The 22,373-nt window shown below is 40.7% G+C and carries 22 protein-coding genes; 3 read left to right on the forward strand and 19 right to left on the reverse strand.

Annotated elements, in window-relative coordinates; all coding sequences use genetic code 11:
- Positions 1-40: 40 nt before the first annotated feature.
- From ACSVH6_RS13065 to ACSVH6_RS13085, 5 genes are all read right to left on the reverse strand, one after another.
- Complete coding sequence (locus ACSVH6_RS13065) at positions 41-475, reverse strand: VOC family protein (protein ID WP_438079214.1); 435 nt, start codon at positions 473-475, stop codon at positions 41-43.
- A gap of 31 nt (positions 476-506) precedes the next feature.
- Positions 507-920: a VOC family protein gene (locus ACSVH6_RS13070; RefSeq protein ID WP_438079216.1), complete on the reverse strand. Its 414-nt coding sequence runs from the start codon at positions 918-920 to the stop codon at positions 507-509.
- Between the two features lie 6 nt (positions 921-926).
- Positions 927-1,331 carry an SRPBCC family protein gene (locus ACSVH6_RS13075; protein WP_438079218.1) on the reverse strand — a complete coding sequence of 135 codons (405 nt, stop codon included), beginning with the start codon at positions 1,329-1,331 and terminating at the stop codon, positions 927-929.
- Positions 1,328-1,693: an iron chaperone gene (locus ACSVH6_RS13080; RefSeq protein WP_438079220.1), complete on the reverse strand. Its 366-nt coding sequence runs from the start codon at positions 1,691-1,693 to the stop codon at positions 1,328-1,330. Before ACSVH6_RS13080 ends, ACSVH6_RS13075 begins: the two co-directional genes overlap by 4 nt.
- 211 nt (positions 1,694-1,904) lie before the next feature.
- Positions 1,905-2,276 (reverse strand): DoxX family protein, encoded by a 372-nt coding sequence (locus ACSVH6_RS13085; RefSeq protein WP_438079222.1) that lies wholly within the window; start codon positions 2,274-2,276, stop codon positions 1,905-1,907.
- 122 nt (positions 2,277-2,398) lie between these two features.
- Between ACSVH6_RS13085 and ACSVH6_RS13090 the strand changes: the two genes are divergently transcribed.
- On the forward strand, positions 2,399-3,373 hold the full coding sequence (locus ACSVH6_RS13090; RefSeq protein WP_438079224.1) for a GlxA family transcriptional regulator: 975 nt from the start codon (positions 2,399-2,401) through the stop codon (positions 3,371-3,373).
- A gap of 10 nt (positions 3,374-3,383) precedes the next feature.
- On the opposite strand, the gene ACSVH6_RS13095 is transcribed toward ACSVH6_RS13090, so the two are convergent.
- From ACSVH6_RS13095 to ACSVH6_RS13125, 7 genes are all read right to left on the reverse strand, one after another.
- Positions 3,384-4,292, reverse strand: a complete 909-nt coding sequence (locus ACSVH6_RS13095; RefSeq protein WP_438079226.1) for a class I SAM-dependent methyltransferase — start codon at positions 4,290-4,292, stop codon at positions 3,384-3,386.
- Between the two features lie 95 nt (positions 4,293-4,387).
- Positions 4,388-5,530 (reverse strand): GAF domain-containing protein, encoded by a 1,143-nt coding sequence (locus ACSVH6_RS13100; RefSeq protein ID WP_438079228.1) that lies wholly within the window; start codon positions 5,528-5,530, stop codon positions 4,388-4,390.
- 206 nt (positions 5,531-5,736) lie between these two features.
- Positions 5,737-8,361: a cyanophycin synthetase gene (gene cphA, locus ACSVH6_RS13105; RefSeq protein ID WP_438079230.1), complete on the reverse strand. Its 2,625-nt coding sequence runs from the start codon at positions 8,359-8,361 to the stop codon at positions 5,737-5,739.
- Between the two features lie 273 nt (positions 8,362-8,634).
- Positions 8,635-9,480 (reverse strand): alpha/beta hydrolase, encoded by an 846-nt coding sequence (locus ACSVH6_RS13110; RefSeq protein WP_438079232.1) that lies wholly within the window; start codon positions 9,478-9,480, stop codon positions 8,635-8,637.
- Positions 9,481-9,512: 32 nt separating this feature from the next.
- On the reverse strand, positions 9,513-10,292 hold the full coding sequence (locus ACSVH6_RS13115; protein ID WP_438079234.1) for a zinc ribbon domain-containing protein: 780 nt from the start codon (positions 10,290-10,292) through the stop codon (positions 9,513-9,515).
- A gap of 3 nt (positions 10,293-10,295) precedes the next feature.
- Positions 10,296-11,393, reverse strand: coding sequence for a Nif3-like dinuclear metal center hexameric protein (locus ACSVH6_RS13120; protein ID WP_438079236.1), 1,098 nt, complete (start codon positions 11,391-11,393; stop codon positions 10,296-10,298).
- A 44-nt stretch (positions 11,394-11,437) separates the two neighbouring features.
- Positions 11,438-12,004, reverse strand: a complete 567-nt coding sequence (locus tag ACSVH6_RS13125) for a hypothetical protein (RefSeq protein WP_438079238.1) — start codon at positions 12,002-12,004, stop codon at positions 11,438-11,440.
- 119 nt (positions 12,005-12,123) lie between these two features.
- Here ACSVH6_RS13125 and lpxK point away from each other — a divergent pair, with 119 nt between their 5' ends.
- Positions 12,124-13,143 (forward strand): tetraacyldisaccharide 4'-kinase, encoded by a 1,020-nt coding sequence (gene lpxK / locus ACSVH6_RS13130; protein WP_438079240.1) that lies wholly within the window; start codon positions 12,124-12,126, stop codon positions 13,141-13,143.
- A complete protein-coding gene (locus ACSVH6_RS13135) occupies positions 13,115-13,927 on the forward strand; it encodes a purine-nucleoside phosphorylase (RefSeq protein WP_438079242.1) in 813 nt (270 codons plus the stop codon). The genes lpxK and ACSVH6_RS13135 overlap by 29 nt, the downstream gene beginning before the upstream one ends.
- Here the strand turns inward: ACSVH6_RS13135 and ACSVH6_RS13140 are convergent.
- The 7 genes from ACSVH6_RS13140 to ACSVH6_RS13170 form a co-directional block, all read right to left on the reverse strand.
- Positions 13,924-16,092 carry an ATP-binding protein gene (locus ACSVH6_RS13140; protein ID WP_438079245.1) on the reverse strand — a complete coding sequence of 723 codons (2,169 nt, stop codon included), beginning with the start codon at positions 16,090-16,092 and terminating at the stop codon, positions 13,924-13,926. The two genes, ACSVH6_RS13135 and ACSVH6_RS13140, sit on opposite strands and share 4 nt — an antisense overlap.
- Before the next feature lie 45 nt (positions 16,093-16,137).
- On the reverse strand, positions 16,138-17,139 hold the full coding sequence (gene gap, locus ACSVH6_RS13145; protein ID WP_438079247.1) for a type I glyceraldehyde-3-phosphate dehydrogenase: 1,002 nt from the start codon (positions 17,137-17,139) through the stop codon (positions 16,138-16,140).
- The gene (locus ACSVH6_RS13150) at positions 17,132-18,001 is read right to left on the reverse strand and encodes a cation diffusion facilitator family transporter (protein ID WP_438079308.1); all 870 of its coding nucleotides are present in this window, start codon (positions 17,999-18,001) and stop codon (positions 17,132-17,134) included. Before ACSVH6_RS13150 ends, gap begins: the two co-directional genes overlap by 8 nt.
- Before the next feature lie 12 nt (positions 18,002-18,013).
- Positions 18,014-18,883 carry a lipoyl synthase gene (lipA, locus tag ACSVH6_RS13155; protein ID WP_438079249.1) on the reverse strand — a complete coding sequence of 290 codons (870 nt, stop codon included), beginning with the start codon at positions 18,881-18,883 and terminating at the stop codon, positions 18,014-18,016.
- Positions 18,884-19,167: 284 nt separating this feature from the next.
- Positions 19,168-19,794: a hypothetical protein gene (locus ACSVH6_RS13160; RefSeq protein ID WP_438079251.1), complete on the reverse strand. Its 627-nt coding sequence runs from the start codon at positions 19,792-19,794 to the stop codon at positions 19,168-19,170.
- 83 nt (positions 19,795-19,877) lie between these two features.
- Complete coding sequence (locus ACSVH6_RS13165; RefSeq protein WP_438079253.1) at positions 19,878-21,122, reverse strand: MFS transporter; 1,245 nt, start codon at positions 21,120-21,122, stop codon at positions 19,878-19,880.
- A gap of 96 nt (positions 21,123-21,218) precedes the next feature.
- Positions 21,219-22,328, reverse strand: coding sequence for a C1 family peptidase (locus ACSVH6_RS13170; protein ID WP_438079255.1), 1,110 nt, complete (start codon positions 22,326-22,328; stop codon positions 21,219-21,221).
- Positions 22,329-22,373: the final 45 nt, after the last annotated feature.

Consider the following 22,373-nt stretch of genomic DNA (forward strand, 5'->3'; position numbering starts at 1 on the left):
TGACAATAAAAAAACCTTTCCGTTGGGAAAGGTTTTTTTATTATGCTTTTTCGGTTTCATCAAAGTTGACCATCCAATGGATGCCAAATTTATCTTTGAACATTCCGAAGTAGGCACCCCAAAAGGTTTTGTTCATCGGCATAAAAGGTTCTCCGCCCGCCGATAATCCGTTAAAAATACGATCGGCTTCCTCTTTGCTGTCCGTATTGATGGATACATGGAAATTATTGCCAAAAGTCACATCGCCACTGGCTGCGTTACTGTCGCCTCCCATCAGAATAGTATTTCCGATAGGTAATGAAACGTGCATAATGCGGTTAGCATCGGCCGGACTCACCTCCGGACAGCCATCCATTTTGGGCATTTCGCTGTATTTCCCCATATAAGGGAACGAACCGCCAAATACCGATTGATAAAACAAGAACGCTTCCTCGCAGTTCCCGTTAAAAATTAAATAAGGATTTACCTGTGCCATTTTTTTATTGTTTTTAAAGTTTATTTTTTTCTTATTCTTTAGGCATTTTGTTGAAGTCCATGTACAGTACGTTCCAACGATGGCCGTCTAAATCACAAAAGCCACAACCGTACAACCACCCCATAGTTTCTCCCGGTTCGGCAAAAACGGTGCCACCTGCTGCCTTGGCTTTCTGAGCTAAGGCATCTACTTCTTCCCGGCTTTCGGCATCGATGGAAATGAGTACCTGTGAAGCTGTTTGGGTGTCGCTTACTGGGTGTTGTGCAAATTGCCGAAAGGTGGCTTCGGGGAATAACATCACAACGGTCTTGCCAATCATCAGGCATTGGGCCGTGGCATCGGTTTCGGTATGTCGGGGATTAAAAGGTAATCCCAATTGGGTAAAAAAGGCTCTTGACAACAAGACATCCTTCACAGGAAGATTAAGCCAAAGTTCTTTTGTCATTGGTGGTTAGTTTTGTTCGGTGTACTTCTTAAAACTGTCTAAAATATTCTGCCATCCCTGACGTTGCATTTCATTCGGATTCAGAGTCTCAGGGTCAAAACTTTCCGTTATCAGGACTCCCTCGGGAGTCGTTTCAAAGGTAATGTTCACTTTTCGCCCATCTATGATTTCATATTCGATGCGTTCATGTGTTTGCAGGGTCGTATAGGTTCCTTCAAAGTCAAAGCTCATGCTCCCGTCTTTGGCAGCCATAGTGTAATTGAATTTACCTTCTACAGTTAGGTCATTACTGGCTTTTGGCGTATGCCAGTCATCAGAAGCTTGATTCCAATTAACAATGTGCTCCGGTTGAGTCCAATACGCCCACACTTTGGATAGGGGAGCTTTTACGATAGTTTTTACAGTAATCATTTTTTATTTTTTTTAGTGTTGTTTTCAGCTATTTTGAAACGAACCATTTTAGCGATTAAATCATGGGGAATGGGCTTGTCCAGAGCAAATTGTACGGCACCCTTAGAGTTTTTATACAGAGCAATTTCGTTTTGAAAGGCTTTAATTCCGGATGCAGTGGGATAAAATCCGATATGATTTTTATAAGCGGCAAAATACACCAGAGCACCGTGAAATCTAAAAGCTGGCATTTGATAACTGATGGTTTCCTCAGCCTGTGGTGCTGTTTCCTTTATGGTTTTCCTGATGCTTTCCAGTAAGGGTTGTACTGTCTCAGGTTGTGAGGCAATATAATGGTCGATGTTGTTAAAAGTTGTTTTCATTTAAACCAATATTTCACATAGGTATCCGTTAGATTGAACCACATCTACAATATCAACCGGGTTGATAATACCTTCAATTCGTAATATTTTATCGCAATCCTCCAAGTCAAAATTGATTTTTAGCCATTGGTAACGGGAAGTTAAAATACGGATTATTTCCCGGGTTTGTCTCTTTTGTTGCAGGTTGGTTTTGAACACAGTTACCATAACATCAGGCCGAGATGGTTTTTGTTTTATGGTAATACACGTAAGACAACGCTAATACTCCCAAAAAAATGAGCGGAAATATTGTGAAGAAATTGAAGCCATCTACACAAGCATAGCTGATGGAAGCAAAAAGAAAGTCGAATCCGAAACCGGCATAGGCCCATTCTTTTACATTACCCGGTATTTTGGGGATAATGAGTATCAGGGTTCCCAATACTTTAAAAACTACCAATGCATTGCCAAAGTATTCCGGGTATCCTAAATGACGGATGCCTTCTTTTGCGGCTTCTGTTTGTGATGTGAAAGCCGGCATTACGCCTTCGAACAAAAAGATAATGACGGTGGCTACCCAAAAAATGATTTTGTCTTTTTTCATAAGTGTAAGTTTAATGATTAGTAGTACAAATTTACCCTGATAAAGCTATTAAAGAATAAGCATAAAAGTAATAATTGGGGTCATTTGAGACAAATTGTGTAATTTTGGAAAAACAGTTGAGCATGAAACGCATTGGTCTTTTACTCCCGTATGATTACAAACTCCTGAGTGTAGCGGCATTGTTGGATGTGTTGGAAACGGCCAACCGACTTTGGCATCAAAAGGGAAACGAGGCTCCGTTTATCATAAGACTATATCAATTGCCTGATCAATTCGTACAAGGAGACGGAAGGTTTCACGATTATCTTATACACTCTACGGCTACCAATGAAATGGTGTTGGATATGATACTGATTCCTGCATTTACGACTTCGGATATGAAGTCTACCATTGGTAAAAACAGAGCTTATATTCCATGGTTGCAGCACCAATATCAGGGTGGCGCTGAAATTGCCAGTTTTTGTTCGGGAGCGTTTTTGTTTGGTGCTTCCGGCTTGCTTAATGGTAAAAGTGCTACAACCCATATTGATGCCTGTCCCGCTTTTGCCCGTTTGTTTCCTGATGTAAAGCTAAAGCCTAACGAAACCGTAACGGTGGATGACAGAACTTTTACCAGTGGCGGTTCGACTTCCTTGTTTCATTTGATTATTTTGTTAGTACAAAAATACTGCGGACACGAAACGGCCATACAGGTGGCGAAGTTATTTGCCATTGATATGGATCGATACCAACAAAGTTACTTTGGTACTTTTCGCCCCAATTATGCCCACAATGATGAAATGGTAGCCCAAGTTCAGCAAAATATTGAAAAGCATTTTCATCAGATAGAAAATTTAGAAGAGGTTCTCAATACCATTCCGTCAAGCCGAAGAAATATAGTGCGCCGTTTTAAGCTTGCCACAGGAATTCCGCCTATAGAATACCTGCAAAATATTCGCATAGAAACGGCCAAAAGACATTTGGAGCAAAACCAACTTTCGGTTTCTGAAATCATCGATAAATCGGGGTATACGGATCCTAAATCTTTCCGGAAAGTATTTCAGAAAGTGGTTGGGATGAAACCTCTCGAATACCGCGAGAAATTTAAAGTGCGTTAAACGTTCAGGCTTATTTTTTCCGCATCCAAAAACTTCCACCAGTACTTTGGTAGCACAATGGCATTTGACCGAAAACCTCCTTATGATGGCGGTGCAGATAATCAGGAAACAACAGTATTTCAAATTGCGTATTATACATTAAAAAGGCCCTCAAAATATAGTCTTCGTTCCAGTTATAGCCTCTTATAATCCAATCTTTTGGATACTCAAACGGGTAAAAAATATCGTGGAAATGGATGATTACTCCGCTGGCCAAGGCCGGTAAAATTTCAAACAATATGTAATTCACATCGCTTCCGGTTTTAGAAACGTGTGTGCTGTCAACAAAAAGGATATCACCCGCCTGTAGTTGCTTAAACACATCGAGGGATAAGGTTTGAACGTCTTCTGCAATCAGGGTGGTGGATTTTTTATCCTGATCAGATGTGAGCATATTCAAACGTTCCCCGGGATAAGGCTCTATAAAGGTCAATAGGGTTTTGTTGTCTAAAAACAGTTCATTAGTGTCAATCATTAAGGCAGAGCTATTGCCGGAACCGATTTCGATAATTCTTTTTGGTTTGAAATGCCTCAAAAAGGAGTAAAGCATGATGCCATCCGTATATGAGAAATATCCGTTGTGGAATTGGTATCTCAGATTTGGCTGTTTTTCTGCTTTAAAAGGAATGTCTTTATAATAGGCTTCAAATTCCTGTAATAGTTGTTTTTGTTCAGCCGTACGCAAGTCGATATAGGGAATGCCGTCCACACTCACATTTTTCCAGATGACTTCCTGTCTTTGCATCACATCGGCTATCGAAAATACAGGAGAGTAGAAATGTCCGTTAGGATGTGTACATTGTTGGGACTGCTTGTATAATGTTTTTACATAAGGAAGCCGGTTCATGAGGCTTTTATAAGTATTTTTTAATACTTTCATAAAAAAGGATGTTTTTTCAAATATAGAAAAAAACCATTACCATTTGATGCGTAACATAAAAAAGCCGGAGAGTCTGTTTTACAGTAAACGCAAAGCTATTTTTTGGATTTACCGGCTTTGGGTAAGTCTTGGTTTTGTCCGGCAATTATTTTATTCTTAACAGAGTAGGCTATACTCAGTTTTTGTGTAAACGTGTCCAATTCTGCCGATACAGTCTTGATGTATCCACTGTATTCCTTGAGTAATTGCCCGTCTATCTTTTTTTCATCCGCTATCAGGTTGGCTAATCCCAGTAAAGTCGCTATAGGTTTGCGCAACACGTGGGAAATGTCAAAGAGGATTTGTTCCAGTGTTTTTTCGTAGTCTATGATGTTCGTAATGTTTTGTATGGTGCCATACCAAATAACACCTCCTTGTTTGTCTCGTTCAGGTACGGCTTTTAACATGTGCCAATGAGGAATTTCATTTACAGATTTTACTCTGTAAGCAATATTCCATTCTGTTAATTCATTGTAAGAGTGTGCTAAACTTTCCTTTACATAAGGCAAATCATCGGTATGAATTATGTCAAACAAGCGCTCCGGATTTTTTTTTAAAGACTTGGCTTTTAAATCAGGATGTAGTTTTTTGACTCCTTTATTTAAAAAATCAAATCGCAGCTGACCGTCTTTCGTTTTGTGCAGTTGAAATATAACACAAGGTGCCTCATCAGTCAGTTTTTTTAATTTTAATGCACTGAGTTCTAAGTTGTCTTTTTGCATTATAATCAATTTGCGCGCGTTCAGGTAATCCATAGCTTTCTTAGAAAGTACCTGCAATGCTTTTTTCTGTTCTTCGGTCAATTTTTTCGGAACAGTATCTACGACGCACAAACTTCCCAAGATATTCCCTTTGGGTGTTATTAAGGGAGCTCCGGCATAAAAACGAACTCCTTTTTCTCCTTTGGTGTATGGATTGTCTTGAAATATACTATCTATAGAGGCGTCTTCTACGATAAAAATTTCCTTTGAATTGTTCACTACATGTTGGCAAAATGAATCTTCTCTTTTGACTTCGGATAATTCCATCCCTTTTTTTGATTTGTGCCAAGTACGGTAATTGTCTACCAAAGTAATCAACGAAATAGGAGTATTGCAAATAAGTGAAGCTATCTCAACCAACTCATCCAATTCTTTTTCGGGTTTGGTATCCAGGATATGATATTCGAATAATTCTTTTAAGCGGGATTGTTCATTCATGGCGCGTATTCAATAAAAATAGTGTTTGACAAAATAAATTCAAGAAGGTAACGTTTTACACTAGTCTGTCATAAAAATATGAAAAAAATGCTTCATTTCATAATCGTTGTAAAATAAAATTTGGTGTTACATTTTTCAGAGTGAGGTCTGAAACGAAAACACCCGGCAGGTATGAACTGCCGGGTGTGTAAGTAGTGAACGATTTGTTAAAGGGTTTCACTCTCGTTTTCTTTGTCGAGGTATTCCTGAACAATTTCTATAGCATTGGTTACGACATCACTCAAGGCAGTAATGAAGCTTCCTTCTTCCGCATTGTCAATCGCATGTTTAATGGCTTCCACTTCTTTCTTAATAATCTCATGGGTTACCGTTCGTCCCGAAGCCTCGATGCCTTGCATAATCAGCCCGATAATTTCTTCTTCGGTGCGGCCTCTCAGATGCTTTTCCTGTCGGATGATAATATGATCAAACATACGGGCAGCAATGGTAGCGCATTCTTTGATGTCTTCATCCCGACGGTCACCAACACCGGCAATAATCCCAATTTTCTTGGTTGCATCCACCGTACTCAAATATTCTTCGACTCCTTTATACCCTGCCGGATTGTGGGCAAAGTCAATCAGGACTTTGAATTTTTTGAATTCAAAGATATTCATACGTCCGGGCGTTTGTGCGGCACTCGGAATAAAGGTTTGTAACGATAAGCTAATATCCTCCGTTTTGAATCCATATAAATAACTCGCCAAAGTGGCGGCCAGTACATTGGCAATCATAAACTTGGCTTTACCTCCCAAGGTCAAAGGCACATGGGTAGCTCTTTCTACTCTGATTTTCCATTCTCCTTTTTTGATGGTAATATATCCGTTTTCATATACGGCCACAATTTTTCCTTCTTTGGCAAATTGCTGTACTTTCGGGTTGTTTTCATCCATGCTGAAATAGGCGATGTTACAGCTCAACTCGTTGGCAATTTTCAAACATTGTTCGTCTTCGGCATTCAGGATGGCCCAACCGTCTTTTTTGATGCTGCGCACCACAGTTGCTTTTACACGGGCTAAATCATCCAGCGTATGTATGTCACTAAGGCCCAGATGGTCTTCCTGTATGTTGGTAATGATTCCTATATCACAGCGACTGAATCCTAAACCGGAACGTAAGATACCGCCGCGTGCCGTTTCCAGCACTGCAAACTCCACAGTAGGGTCTTTTAAGATGTATTCGGCCGAAATAGGTCCGGTGGTATCTCCTTTTTCCATCATGTGGTTTTGCACATAAATACCATCAGAGGTAGTGAATCCCACACGATACCCGTTGTTTTTGACGATGTGCGCAATCAATCGGGTAGTGGTGGTTTTGCCATTGGTTCCGGTAACTGCAATGATTGGGATACGACTTGGTTTTCCGGGAGGGTAAAGCATATCGATTACCGGAGCGGCCACGTTTCTCGGTAAACCTTCCGAAGGCGCTAAGTGCATGCGGAAGCCGGGAGCTGCATTAACTTCTAAGATACAACCTCCGTTTTCTTTTAAAGGTTCTGTCAGATTTGGCGCCATAATATCTACTCCACAAATGTCAAGACCAATTACTCTTGAAATGCGCTCGCAAAGAAAAATATTCTCAGGATGCATCATGTCGGTGACATCTACGGAAGTTCCTCCGGTGCTTAAATTGGCAGTCGATTTTAAATACACGATTTCGTCTTTGGCCGGTACACTGTCCAAAGTATAATTGAGTTTTTCCAATAAATCAGTAGTGTCTCGGTCAATATCAATTTGGGTGAGTACATTCTCATGGCCGTACCCGCGTCTTGGGTCCTTATTGGTTTCGTCAATTAATTGTTGAATGGTTTGCTTTCCGTCTCCTTTGATGTGAGCCGGTTCGCGTTTTGCAGCAGCTACCAACTTGTTGTCAATGACCAAGACTCTGAAATCAAAACCGGTGATGAATTTTTCTACGATAACCCGACGGCTGTATTTTTGGGCGTAAGCCAAACCGGCCACAGCATCTTCCCAAGTCACGACATTAATGGATGCTCCTTTTCCGTGATTACCGTCTAAAGGTTTTAACACGATTGGATATCCTATTTTTTTGATGGTATTTTCCAAATCTTCTTCATCTACACAAATGTTGCCACTGGCCACGGGAATCGATGCCAAATCCAACATGCGTTTGGTTTCTTCTTTATTACAGGCAATGTCAACGGCTATGTTACTTGTTTTACAAGTTATGGTAGCTTGAAAACGCATTTGATTTACGCCATATCCCAATTGTACCAGGGAATTGGTTCCCAAACGAATCCACGGAATGTCACGAGCTACCGCTTCCTCAACGATACTTCCGGTAGAAGGACCCAAGCGAACACGTTCTCTGATTTCGCGCATTTTTTGAATATCAGCTTCCACATCATAGGGAGTCCCTGCGATTAAAGCTTCGGCGATGGCCACAGCACTTTCGGCTGCAAACATCCCTACGTTTTCTTCCGTATAGCTAAATACAACATTGTATACACCGGGAGTTTTGGTTTCCCGGGTTCTTCCGAAACCGGTTTCCATTCCGGCAAGGGTTTGTATTTCCAAGGCAATGTGTTCAATAACGTGTCCCATCCAGGTGCCGCGCTCAATGCGAGAGAAGAAACCGCCACGCACTCCTTCAGAGCAGCGATGTTCAATCATGGTAGGGAACATGGCTTCGATACGTTCGCGGAAACCGTCAATTTTGTTGGTGGGGAATTGCTCCATTTCTTCCAAATCCAATCGCATCTGGATTAATTTTTTGCGTTGTACACTCCAAATATTGGGTCCGCGTAATGCTTGTATTTTTAGAATCTTCATAGTTAGGGATGGTTAATAATACTAAATGCTAATGATTTTGTTAAAAATAGGAAAATTTTATTTCCCTATACTACTTTTTTTTGAAGAAAGAATAAAAAGATGGACCGTGAATGTAATTGGGATGTGTCGTTTCTGATTTTCAGTTGTTTAGAAAATAAAAGACACCAACTGCATTTCGTGTTTAGCCCCGATGGGAGCAACTACTCTGCCTGCCGGCAGACAGGGCGTGTAGTGCGGACAGCGGGAAAACGGACACTGAAAAAGCGCAAACGGTTACGCTTGGGATATAAAATCGGTAATTTTTTGATACAAGACGGTGTCGTGCATGCTGTGGCCCAATCCTTGGGTTTCGATATAGGTGGCATTTTTCCAGGCTTTGGCGTACTTGCGGCCTTCGTCAATTTTCACTACAGGGTCATTGATGTCGTGGGCAATGAATGCTTTTTGGTGGAAGTTTTCGGCAAATTTGTGTCCGGAAAATTCCTGTACGCTGATGTTGAATCTTTCCTTACAGTGGGTTTCGAGCAGGTTTTTAAGTCGGTCGTTGAGGCTTAGCAGGGCCACAAAGTTATTGCTGATAATTTGAAAATCGGAAGGTGCGCCAAGCAAAACGGCTTTTTGGATGTGCGGATTTTTGAATTTGTTGAGGTAATAGGCAAGTGTAACACCACCTACAGAATGCCCGATCACAATATGAGGCTGGTATTTTTGGGTTAGGATGTGGATGAATTCAGCGTATTTGGGGGTGTTGAATTCGGTTCCATCACTCAATCCGTGTGCCGGCCCGTCAATGGCAATAATGGTGTGGCCAAGGGGTTTGAGATGCGTTAACAATTTTTTCCAGCGCGAGGCGTTGCTTTCCCAACCGTGAACGAGCAGTATGATTTTTTCATCGCCCTGCCAAAGGTAGGTTTGGATTTTTTCACCTTCATATTCAAAAGTCTCCCGAGTCGTGAAAAGTAGTGTTTTAGGCATGCGTTCCTTTTTCAGTCGTCCTTTTCGAGGGGTACTGAACAGTTTATAGGCTTTACTCTTCGCTTTTTCAGCATTGACAAAGCTAAGGCAGTTGAGGTACAACCCAAGGGTTTTAGTGAGCAGGAAAAACTGAATTTTTTTCATAAAAAAATCCCGATAGTATCGGGATTAGATTATTATAGGTGAGCAAATAATTTTTGCATTTTTTCTCTTTCTTCTTCTGCCAAGGCAGCATCTACTAAGATTCTTCCGGAATGCTCATCGGTGATGATTTTTTTACGAGCGGCAATTTCCACTTGCGTTTGCGGCGGAATCGTAAAGAACGATCCGGCAGAAGCACCACGCTCTATAGATACAACGGCCAAACCATTACGCACACTGGAACGGATTCTTTTGTATGCAGCTAATAAACGCTCTTCAATTTGTGCTTCAAATTCGGCTGATTTTTCCATTAAGAAACTTTCTTCTTTTTGGGTTTCCGCCATGATGTCGTTTAACTCGGCTTTTTTGTGTTTTAAGTGCGCTGTTTTTTGATCCAAACGCTCTTTAGAAGAAGCAATAACTTCTTTTTTGTGTTCGATAGAAGCTTTCAATTCTTTGATTTGTTTTTCAGCCAATTGAATTTCCAATTCCTGAAATTCTACTTCTTTGGTCAAAGAGTTGAATTCTCTGTTGTTACGCACTTCTTTTTGCTGTGCGGTGTATTTTTTTATCGCTGCCTGATGTTCTTCGATAGCGCTTTTTTTGCTTTTGATTTGTTCTTCAATGGTAACCAAATCACTTTTTAATTTATCTAAACGAGTGCTCAAACCGGTAACTTCATCTTCTAAATCTTCCACTTCTAAAGGTAATTCTCCTCTAACGTTTCTGATTTCATCAATTCTTGTATCTATGATTTGCAAGTCGTAGATAGCTCTCAATTTGTCTTCAACACTTAGTTCTTTTGTAGTCGCCATATTTTATAAGTACTTAACGGGATTTGTATTTTCTTCCGAAAAAATGATGGCAAAATTAAGGATTTTTTTCTTAAGAAAATCAACAATATAATTTTTTGTAAATCTTTCACTTTCAAAGTGTCCGATGTCTGCTAAAACGATTTGATTTTCAGCTTCATAAAAGTTGTGATACTTTAAATCGGCGGTTAAAAAAATATCCGCTCCGGCTTGTTTGGCGTTCCTGATGGCAAAACTTCCGGAGCCGCCAAGTACGGCCACTTTCTTTATAGGTTTTTCCAACAAAGCACTGTGTCGAATGCCGCCACATTGCATTTTGTCTTTCACAAAAGAAAGGAAGGCAGTGGCTTCCATTGGTTTTTCTAATTCACCAATCATGCCCAATCCTATGTTTTGATGTGCATTTTGTAAATCGTAAATTTCATAAGCCACTTCTTCATACACGTGATGTTTGAAAAGCGCTTTCAGAATTTTGGCCTGCAAATGTTTTTCAAAGGTAATTTCGATTTTGATTTCCTCATTTTCCACAAACTCAAATCGGTTGCCTATTTCCGGATTGCTGTCCTCGTTGCCCATATAGGTTCCAATGCCTTTGGAGTTGAAACTGCAGTCTTCGTAATTGCCGATTCTTCCGGCTCCGGCGTCAAACAAAGCGTTGCGCAGGGTTTCCGCATTTTCGGGAATGGTATAGGTGACCAACTTCTGAATGAAGTTGGGCTTGGGTACCAATATTTTGGTATTGACTAACCCCAAGGCATCACAGAAAATTTTGTTGACCCCGTGTTTGTGATTGTCTAAAGCGGTATGCACCGCATAAATAGCAATATTGTTTTGGATGGCTTTCATCACCGCCCGTTCCACATAGGTGCTTCCGGTAATTTTTTTTAAGCCTGAGAAAAGAATGGGGTGGAAGCAGACTACCAAATTGCATTTTTTGGTTATGGCCTCTTCAATAACGCTTTCTAAAGCATCATGGCAAACCAATATGCCGGAGACCTCGGCATTGGCGTCGCCCACCAGCAAACCGACATTATCAAAATCTTCAGCATAAGCCAAAGGCGCCATTTCTTCAAGTATAGTAAGGATATCTTTTATTTTACTCATGCTTATATTTTCTTTTATCGAATTCGTGAATCTTCAATTGCCTATTAGGTTGCCCATTCGTTTAAATATTCTTTAATGGTCCACATGCCGTTTATTTTTTCCAACAATAAGTAACTGCCGCTGTTGTGTTCAATAGTTCGATAGAAAGCTACTTTTACCAAAGCAGCTGTACCTTTGTTAAAATAGATTGGTTTGCTTACAATCATCAGTCGTTGGTTGTTTTCTCCAAAGCGATCAGAAATCACTTTATATTCTTCAAATGATAAGCAACTGTTGACTTTGCTTTTCAGGTATTGGTTCTGATTGTCAAACAATATATCGTACTCTTTGGACCAGTTTTCGTCAATTGTATTGTCGATTTGTTTTTTGATTTCGGTTGCATTTTTTTGCAGGAAATCATTTTTGGCAATGACTTCTAAAACCTCCTCATTGTTTGGTGCTTTTTTGCAATAAAAACTAAGCAATTGCAGCCTACCTTTGGCAATCACTTTTTCGTTTTTGTAATATTTGGTAAAAATTATTTTAAGGAGGTCCACATTGTCCTTTTCTTGTGAAAAAGCTTCAGGAGTACAGCTTAAGAAAGTAAACAGTAAAAGGTAAAATGTTTTCATCAATAAAGCTACAAATGCACAAATATTTTTTAAAAAGAAACTTTACCAAAGATACATGTTTTAGCTCAAAATTATAAAAACATTCGTGTATTCGTGGCTTATATTTTTATATTTGTTAGATGAATTTTTTGAGAAAATTACTTTTCCCCTTCGCGATACTCTATGGTCTGATTACCGCAGTCAGAAATTATCTTTACGATAAAGGACTGTTGAAGTCGTATGCTTTTGATATTCCGGTTATAGCCGTTGGCAATCTCAGCGTGGGTGGCACCGGTAAGACACCACAAATTGAATACTTGATTCGTTTACTTTCCTCAAACTATAAAGTGGCAACGCTGAGTAGGGGCTATAAAAGAAAATCGAAAGGCTTTGTGTTAGCTGATGCCAATGCCAATGCGGAGACATTAGGCGATGAACCGTTTCAGTATTATAAAAAATTCCCCGGTATTCAGGTGGCTGTTGACGCAGACCGCCGAAACGGAATTGAGCAACTGTTAAGCCAAAAGCAAAAACCCGACATCATTTTGCTGGATGACGCTTACCAACATCGCAAAGTCAAAGCCGGATTTTACATACTGCTGACAGCATACGACGACTTGTTTTGCAATGATTTTATATTGCCTGCCGGAAATTTGCGCGAAAGCCGCAAAGGCGCTCAAAGAGCAAACCTGATAATTGTCACCAAATGTCCGCCCGACATTTCCCAACTTGCACAGGAAAATATCAAAAAACAAATAGGCCTAAACGTGCCGGTATTCTTCAGTTTTGTAGCATATGATGAACACGTTTACAACGGCAAAGAGAGCCTGAAAGTGGAAGCAATGAAACCCAAAGCCAAAATTTTAATAGCCGGCATTGCTAAGCCTAAGCCGTTCTTTGATTATTTACGTGTTGAAAATGATGTGGTTATGGCCTTTCCGGATCATCATCATTTCAGTGAAAGTGAAATTTTAGACATAAAAAGTAAAGCAGAAGCTAAAATTATTGTCACAACCGAAAAGGATTTTGTACGTTTGGAGGCTGAAATTTTTGCAGCGCAATTATATTATTTACCAATTAAAAGCAAGTTTGTAGCCAATCAGGATGCTTTTGATCAAATTATTTTAAACTATGTGGGAACTTGTACAAGAAACGGTTAATTATATTAAAAATAAAACCAATTTTATTCCGGAATATGGTGTAATACTGGGTTCAGGATTGGGTAGCTTCACCGATGATATCACTGTTGAATTTACACTGCCTTATCATGAAATTCCTAATTTTCCGGTTTCTACTGTAGAAGGACACAAAGGTGCTTTGGTATTTGGAACCATTGGCGATAAAAAAGTGGTGGCTATGCAGGGACGTTTTCATTATTATGAAGGGTATTCCATGCAGGAAGTTACCTTTCCGGTGCGGGTGATGAAATACATAGGAGTAACCAAACTGATTGTATCCAATGCATCGGGAGGCGTGAACCCCAATTACAAAGTGGGTTCTATTGCCATTATCAAAGACCACATCAACATGATGCCCGAGCATCCGTTACGAGGCAAAAATGATCCGCGTTTCGGCCCCCGATTCGTAAATATGAGTGAGCCTTACAGTTTGAAAATGATTGCCAAAATCAAAGAAATCGCTGCCGCAGCTGATATTGAAGTCTTTGACGGAGTATATATGGGGTTGCAGGGACCAACTTTTGAAACCCTGCACGAATACAAAATGGTAAAAACCATTGGCGCTGATTGTGTGGGCATGTCTACCGTTCCCGAAGTTATCGTAGCACGTCACATGGAATTAGAGACTTTCGGAATTTCAGTGATTACGGATATTGGAAGTGAGGAACATTTGGAATCCATTACACACGAAGAAGTACTCAAAGCAGCCCAGCAGGCCGAACCTAAAGTACGACAACTGATCAGGGAATTGATTTTACAGTACTAACCTAAGTTCTGCGCAATCACTTTATAGAAATTTTCAGGTTCAAAAGGCTTGGTAATGACATCGGTCATGCCAAACGAGAGCAGCATTTCTCTGTTTTCATTCAGTGAAATGGCAGTCAGTGCAATGATGGGTTTTGCCTTGTCAAACTCCCGAATGTGTTGGGTGGCAATGGTGCCGTTAATCCCCGGCAGGTGAACATCCATTAATACCAAATCAAAATCGTTTGCTGTTTTGAGCAGTTCTATGGCTTCTTCACCATTGTCAATGATTTTACAGGTCATGCCTTTGTTTTCAAGCATTTTTTTGGTTACCATTTGGTTGATTTTATTGTCTTCAACCACCAAAATGTATTTTCCTAAAAGCACTTCTTCAGAGTAGTATACCGGTTTTTCAATTTGAATATCCGCATTTCCGTGAAGTAAGTTCAATTCCAGAGAAAAAGTGGTCCCCACATTGACTTCACTTTTCAGATTGATTTCGCCTCCCAATAAATCCACCAGTTTTTTTACAATGGTCAGTCCCAGTCCGGTGCCACCATATTTACGGTTGATTTCAATGGAGCCTTGTGAAAAACTGTCAAAAATGGTTTCCTGTTTTTCTTCCGGAATTCCAATACCGGTGTCGGTTACAGCAAAGTTGATACGGGAAAAATCATTCCCGGTTTCTACCAATTTGGCAATGACGCTGACTTCACCATGATGCGTAAACTTGAGCGCATTATTGATTAAATTGATGAAAATCTGCGACAATTTGGTCGGATCGCCCAGCAGCACTTCAGGAATGTTTTCGTCAATGTGTAAGGTGAATTTGTTGTGGTTCTTTGACGCAATCTCGTGCAAGGAATTCTGAATGTCCAGCAATAATTGTTTGAGATTGAAATCAATGTATTCAATTTCAATATTGCTCGATTCGATTCGGTTTATTTCCAGAATTTCATTGATGAAGGTCAATAAATAATTTCCAGAAAACTTCAGCGAATTCAAATAATGCAGTTGGGTTGGTTTCGGGTTGTCTTCAATCAGTAAATGGGTAATTCCGTTAATGGCGTTGAGCGGGGTGCGCAATTCGTGACTTACGGTCGACAGGAATTCGGCACGGGCTTTGGACGCTTTTTCGGCTTTGTCTTTGGCGATTTGCAACTCAAAATTTTTCTCCTTTAACAAGATGTTCGATTGATTCCGAATGATATTGTTTTTATACAACGACAAACTGAGCAGGGATAAAATCGAAATCAAAGCAATGGCTAAGATACTGATGAGTTTGGCGAACTTGTTCGTTTTTTGCTGGGCTTCATTCTCTTTGGTCATTTGTTCGATAGCCTTCATGCGCTCACTCTCTTTAAAAGCTTCGTAGTCATTGGCATCCAGTTTTTCACTGGTCATGTGCAGCAGGCTGTCTTTTAATTGGAGGTGTGCTTTTAAATACTCATGTGCTTTCTTTACATCGAGTAATTTATCGTAAGTGTCGCTCAGCGCCAAGAGTATTTTGACTTTTTGGTCTAAATTTTTATCTGTTTGGGCTTTTTGCAGAGCTCTGTTGAGATAGTTTGCCGCCAAATTGTTGTGGTTCAATTTTTCTTCTATCGTGCCCAATTGGTATAAGGCTTCCGCCCGCGTTTTGAAGGGGTCTTTGGTTTCGCTTTTAGAGATGATTTCGTTGAACAATTTGGAGGCCAAATCCAGCTTCCCTCTGTTTTTATACAATATTCCCTTTTGCAGGTTTAAAAATTCAGAGGCGTCAATTTTGAGGATGTTGTAGATGGATTGGGCTTTGTCAAAATTGGCCTCGGCTTTGGTAAAATCTTCCAAATTCATGTAGCATAGCCCCAAATTGTAATAACAAAGGGCGTAATCGGTTGATGGGGGAAGTTGGCTATAGAATTCAACACTTTTACTGAAAGCGTCCAGAGCATCGTTTGTTTTTTTCAATTCGGTATAGGTAGACCCTAAAGAAAATAATGCTTTGGCTTTGCCAATAGTGCTTTGATGCGCCGAGGCATAGTTATAGGCCTTTTGTGAAAAGGCCAGCGAAAATTTATAATTATTGGTTTTTTTATTGAAGTTGGCTAATTCAATATAATAAGACGTACTGTCTACCTTAGAGACCGTTTTTTTTTGTCCAAAACACAAGCTTTGGAAGAGCAGGAGTAGCCACATCCACTTCATAAAAGGTAGATTTATATAGAATTAGGAGGCTAAATATAACGTAAATTATTTTTTTAACAAAAGAATCAAATCAATAATTCGGGAAGAGTAGCCTATTTCATTATCATACCAACCCACGACTTTTACCATTTTATCAATCACAGAGGTTAGTTGTGCATCAAACAGGCAGGAGCTTTGATTGCCAAGGATGTCTACTGAAACTATAGGGTCTTCCGTGTACGTAAGGATTCCTTTCAGATTTGTTTGTGCCGCTTTATTGAAAGCAGCATTGATTTCTTCAATCGACACTTGTTTTTTAACGTAACAGGTAATATCGGTCAACGAACCGTCGGGTACGGGAACCCGAATACCGCTGCCTCCGATTTTGCCCTGCATTTCCGGAAAAATAGTGTTGAGTGCTTTGGCCGCTCCCGTGGTCGTAGGTACTATGGATTGGCTCGCTCCGCGTGCGCGGCGCAGATCTTTATGCGGCTGGTCGTGTAAGCTTTGGTCTGTAGTGTAGGAGTGAACCGTGGTAATGTAAGCTTGTTCAATACCACACAATTCGTTGATGACCTTAATCATCGGTGCGGCATTGTTGGTGGTACAACTGGCGTTAGAAATGATGGTTTCGGTGCCGTCTAAAATGGCTTCGTTAACGCCTAAAACTACTGTCTTGATTTCGGGAACCTCAGAAGGTGCAGAAAGGATGACTCTTTTGGCTCCGGCTGAAATATGCTGATGGATTTCATCATAGGTTTTGAACTTCCCGGTACTTTCTATGACGAAATCAATGTCGTGGTCTTTCCAATGGAGGTCTGCAATGTTTTTTTTATGAAAAAACAAATAGGCTTTACCGTCAATGATAATATGGTCATCATCAAACGAAACCACATGCGGTAAAACACCGTGAATACTATCGTACTTGATTAAATGCGCCATAGTACGGTTGTCGGCAATGTCATTAATGGCCACGACTTCAATAGCCGGATGGTTCAACAACAAACGGAACAGGTTTCTTCCGATACGGCCAAAGCCGTTAATGGCGATGCGTGTTTTTTTATTCATTGGGTTCAATATGTATCAAAACGTGACCCAGTTGCGGAATCTCGTGTCTAAGTGTGTCTTTGAGTAAATGAGCAATATCGTGACCTTCCTTTACGGATATATTGGCATCGACTGTGGCGTGCAAATCAACGTGGTACTTCATCCCGGCTTTCCGAATAAAACATTTTTCGGTATCAATCACGCCTTCCACTTTGTGGGAAACCTGACGAATGTCTAAAATTAAATCGTCATATAAATGCTCGTCCATAATTTCTCCCAAGGCCGGACGGAAAATCAGATAACTGTTGTATAAAATGAATCCCGAAGCAAACAAAGCGGCCCAATCATCAGCTGCTTCGTAACCTTTGCCCAATAGTAATGCAATCGAAATACCAATGAACGCAGCAACCGAGGTAATGGCATCGCTGCGGTGGTGCCAGGCATCCGCTTTTAAGGAAGAACTGTTGGTTTCAATACCGCGTTGCATTACTTTCCGGAAGGAGTATTCTTTCCAAAGAATAATGATTCCTAAAATGATGAGGGTCCAGGATTTGGGTAGATTGTGAGGGGTGTTGATATTTTGGATGCTTTCGTAAGCAATAATCGTAGCCGAGGTAATCAAAAAGCCGACAACGATAAAGGTGATTAAAGGTTCTGCACGACCGTGACCATACGGATGGTTGTCGTCGGCGGGTTTGTTGGAATATTTGAGTCCGAATAAGACCAAAAATGACGAAAAGATATCGGTAGTCGATTCAATCGCATCGGCAATCAGCGCATAAGAATTCCCGAAAATACCGGCCAATCCTTTTACTAAAGCCAGGCAGGCATTTCCGATTAAACTGAAATAGGTAGCCTTTATGGCGGATTGTTCGTGCGTGATTTCCATCTTGACTTACAGAATGTGTTTTTCGGCGTGGTACGAGGAACGAACCAAAGCACCGCTTTCAACATGACGGAAACCCATTTCTTTGCCTATTTTTTCGTATTTTTCAAATTGTTCGGGCGTAATGAACTCTTTTACCGGCAGGTGTTTTTTGCTCGGTTGTAAATATTGACCAATGGTTACAATATCCACATCGTTATCGCGCAGGTCCCGCATGGTTTGAATCACTTCTTCTTCGGTTTCGCCAAGTCCCAACATGATACCCGATTTGGTTCTGCGGATGCCTTGTGCTTTTAAATATTTCAATACCGCCAAACTACGGTCGTATTTGGCCTGAATGCGAACCTCACGGGTCAAACGACGTACGGTTTCCACATTGTGCGATACCACTTCGGGATTGGCTTCCACGATGCGGTCTATAATTCTTTCTACTCCCTGAAAATCAGGAATAAGGGTTTCTAAAGTAGTTTCCGGATTCATACGGCGGATGGCTTGTACGGTTTCCAACCAAATGATGGAGCCCATGTCTTTCAAATCATCTCGGTCAACGCTAGTGATTACGGCGTGCTTGATTTTCATTATTTTGATGGAACGGGCTACTTTCTCGGGTTCGTCCCAGTCCACAGTTTCAGGTCTGCCGGTTTTTACCCCGCAGAATCCGCAGGAGCGGGTACAAATATTTCCTAAAATCATAAAGGTAGCGGTGCCTTCACCCCAACATTCTCCCATATTCGGGCAACTGCCTGAAGTACAGATGGTGTTGAGTTGGTATTTGTCGACCAAACCGCGAAGTTCCGTATATTTTTGGCCTATCGGAAGTTTTACTTTGAGCCATTTGGGTTTGCCGATAGGTAGATTGTTGTCAATAACAGATTCCATACTTTATTATTTTGCGGTACAAAGATACAAAGGTAAATGTTAGGATGAAGTTAAGAGCGTTTGGAATTTTCAGGCTTTTTCAAAGGTTTTTGACCCGAAAGCAATTAACGCTCTGCTGAGAAATAGTTGGCGCAATTTTTTTCAAAAAAAAGAATTGAGCCAAAAGTTTGTCAAAATTTTTTTCAAAAAAAATAATGCGTAAAAAGTTTGTCAAAATTTTTTTTAGAAAAAATAATGACAAAAATTGGAAAGAAAAAAAAGCTGAGGGAAAAATCGAAATTTGTCTAAACCGTCAAATTTTTTTCGTAAACCCCGGCTGCCGTTTCGTTGAAGCCTAGTTTTTTGAGGTAGTTGAAATACCGCTGGTTGTTACCTTCGGCAATGACACGGGTAAAGCCTGCCGCCACAAATCGGTCTTTGAGTTGAAAGTAAATAAACTTCCCGTTTTTAAAGTCTTTGTATTCGGGTAAAACGTAATCCAAATCCACGCAAAGCGTAGTCGGCTGACTTCGGTGTGCTAAAAAAAAGCCGGCTACGGCCATGTTTCTCAGGATAAAAAAACAAATTGTATTCTCATCCGGGGTATACTGAAAGCCGGGGCAATAACTTTGAATACGGGCATCGTGATAGTGTAAAAAACGCTTCAGGTATTCGCTGTCGGCATTGACTTCTAAGATTTCAAAGGTTTCTTTTTTGGAATAAATAAGCCACAGGTAATAGATATCTACCAAAACGATGATGCCGTTGAGCACTCCAACCGGAATGGCATCAATCAGAAATCCGTAAATTGAAAACAGTAACGCTCCCACCAAGTTAATCCATCGGAACTTGATGATGGAAGGCATCATCATAGAGACTACAATAATTACAGAGGCCAAATAGCCAATCCAGGGAAGCAATTCGGAAGACATACAATAATGATTTAAAAGATGCGCAAAAGTACATTTAATTTGCGCAGTTCAGTACTAAAAAAGAATGAATGGAATGACCTACGCTATTCTGTAAAATCCATTTCCCGGTTGTGCGTTTCTTTGATGGTGAGGGTGGCGTAAATTCCCAAACCAAATGCTACAGCACCAATATACGCAGCTGAAGTAATCACACTGTGAGTTTGCTTTAAGTAATCAAAGCCAATGAGCATAACGGGTACGGCTCCCCGTACCATATTCGGAACGCTGGTCGTAGCGGTGCTTCTCAGGTTGGTGCCGAATTGTTCAGCCGCCACGGTGACAAACATGGCCCAAAAACCGGAACCAAATCCAATCCAGGCACAATAAAAATAATACATGTTTTCACTTTTACTTCCGCTGAAAAGGAGCAGGGCCACGCCCAAAAACGTAAACAGTAGCATATACAAAATGGCTTTTTTTCTGGATTGTAAAAGATGAGAAAACCAGCCGCTGGAAAAATCACTCACAGAGGTGGCTATGTATGTCCACATGATAGCTTTGCCCGGATTGATGGAGTTGATCCCCATTTCGGGGGCAAACTGATTGGCCATAAACACCAGGATTCCGATACAATACCAAATGGGAATACCAATGAGAATGCAACGAATGTATTTCAGAAAAAGCGCTTTACGGGTAAAAAAAGAAAAGAAATCCCCGCGTTGAATAGCCGTGTTTTCTTTAACTGATTTGAATATGCCGCTTTCGGCCACACTGATGCGAAGCACTAAAAGCAACAGTCCTAACGTTCCGCCGATGAGGTAGGCGGTAGTCCAGCTTCCGGCTAGTTCTACAGTAAACTGCGCGACTACGGCACCCAAAACGCCAAAGCCTGCGACTATAGAAGTGCCAATTGCCCGGAGTTCTTTGGGCAAGGTTTCGGAAACCAAAGTGATGCCGGCTCCCAGTTCCCCGGCCAATCCTACACCTGCAATAAAACGCAACCAGGCATATAACATTCCCTTATCGCCAAAAGACATTTCCGGTAAAAAACCACAGGCAATGTTGGCCAGTGAGTATACTAAAATGGAACCAAACAATACGGAGAGTCTTCCTTTTTTGTCTCCGTATACTCCCCAGATAATGCCGCCGAGGACCAAACCAATCATTTGATAATTGATAATCATGGTACCGACTTTATCGGCATCGAGTCCCATATCTTTCAGGCTGGGAATACGTACAATCCCAAAAAGCAGTAAGTCGTAAATGTCGACAAAATAGCCTAAGGCGGCAATGATTACGGGAAAACTGAACAGGATTTTGGCTTTTTCTTGGGTTGTAAAATGATGCATGGTTAGGATTTTAGCTCGATAAATATAAGGATTAAAACAAAAAACCTGCAAGAAATACTTCCTGCAGGTTGCTCAAGCTGATTATTCGTTTGTTGATTATATTTTTAAATCAGATTTTGTTTTTGGGGTTAAGCCGTCTTTGTGAAGCAATACCGAGATGGCTTTTAACCTGAGGTAGGCTACACTCATGTATACGTACCCTTCTTTGCCGTTTTCCGCCCCCCAGGAGTTTTTAACAATATAATACAGGTTTCCTTTTTGGTCTTTTACTTTTCCAACGATGTGCATCAGGTGGTCGTCCACAGTATCGTAATTTTCAAATTCCGATTGTCGGTATTGAGGAGTAATGTTTTTTTCGGGTTTGATTTCGTTGAGAATCGCTTTTTCATCGGCCTCGTTGTCGGGGATGACTGCGATTCCTTTTTTGCCTGAAAAAGTAGCCTCGCTCACATCGCAATCTAAGCTTAAGGTGTATCCTTTATCTAATGCATTATCAATATTTTGAATAAACTCATCTAAAGGCAGGTTGTAAAAAACACCATTGGAAAAGTTATCGGGAATATCCAGTAAGAAAGGTTTGTAAAAGGGCTCATGTGTGAAAGAGGAAATGGTAATATAATCTTTCGGATTGAGCTTGGTGTATTCCATGAAAGTCTTTGGAGTGTATTTCTTTCCTTCGTATGTAAATTCGGTTGGATTTGGACCCATGTATTGATCCAGCACCGCACTAACCGATTCTTTCCATTGAGGAGATAATTTTTTGCCCGGGTTGGCCACATACGTTTTCAGCATGCTTTCTAATACAGAAACCATTTCGGTGTGGTTATAGATGGCATCAGTCGGCATTTTGCCACTGTAAACACTTTGGGGTACCAAACCGAAGTCGCGGGCCGAGTTGATGACGTCGTGTGCCAGACCACCTTCGCCAAACTGAGCTTTGCCCTGACGCATTACATAAACCCAGGCTTTTTTAGGGTAGGTATTGCGGACATTGTACATTTCGGAAAGGTCAATTTTTTTGCCCGTGGTTCGGATGATTTCAGCTTCCAGAAAAGAAGTGGTGGAAAAACTCCAGCAGGTTCCGGTTTGGTCCTGAGAAATTACAGGAGTAGCATCAATTTTTTTAATAGTTTGAAATTCATACGTTTGAGAAATCCCATTTAAACTGAATGATAAAGCTATAAAATAAAATAAAGTTTTCTTCATAAGAATATGAGTAGTGATGAGGTTAAAGTCAAAAAATGATTTATT

Origin of the sequence: Flavobacterium sp. XGLA_31, assembly GCF_051547105.1 — a bacterium.
Lineage (GTDB): Bacteria > Bacteroidota > Bacteroidia > Flavobacteriales > Flavobacteriaceae > Flavobacterium.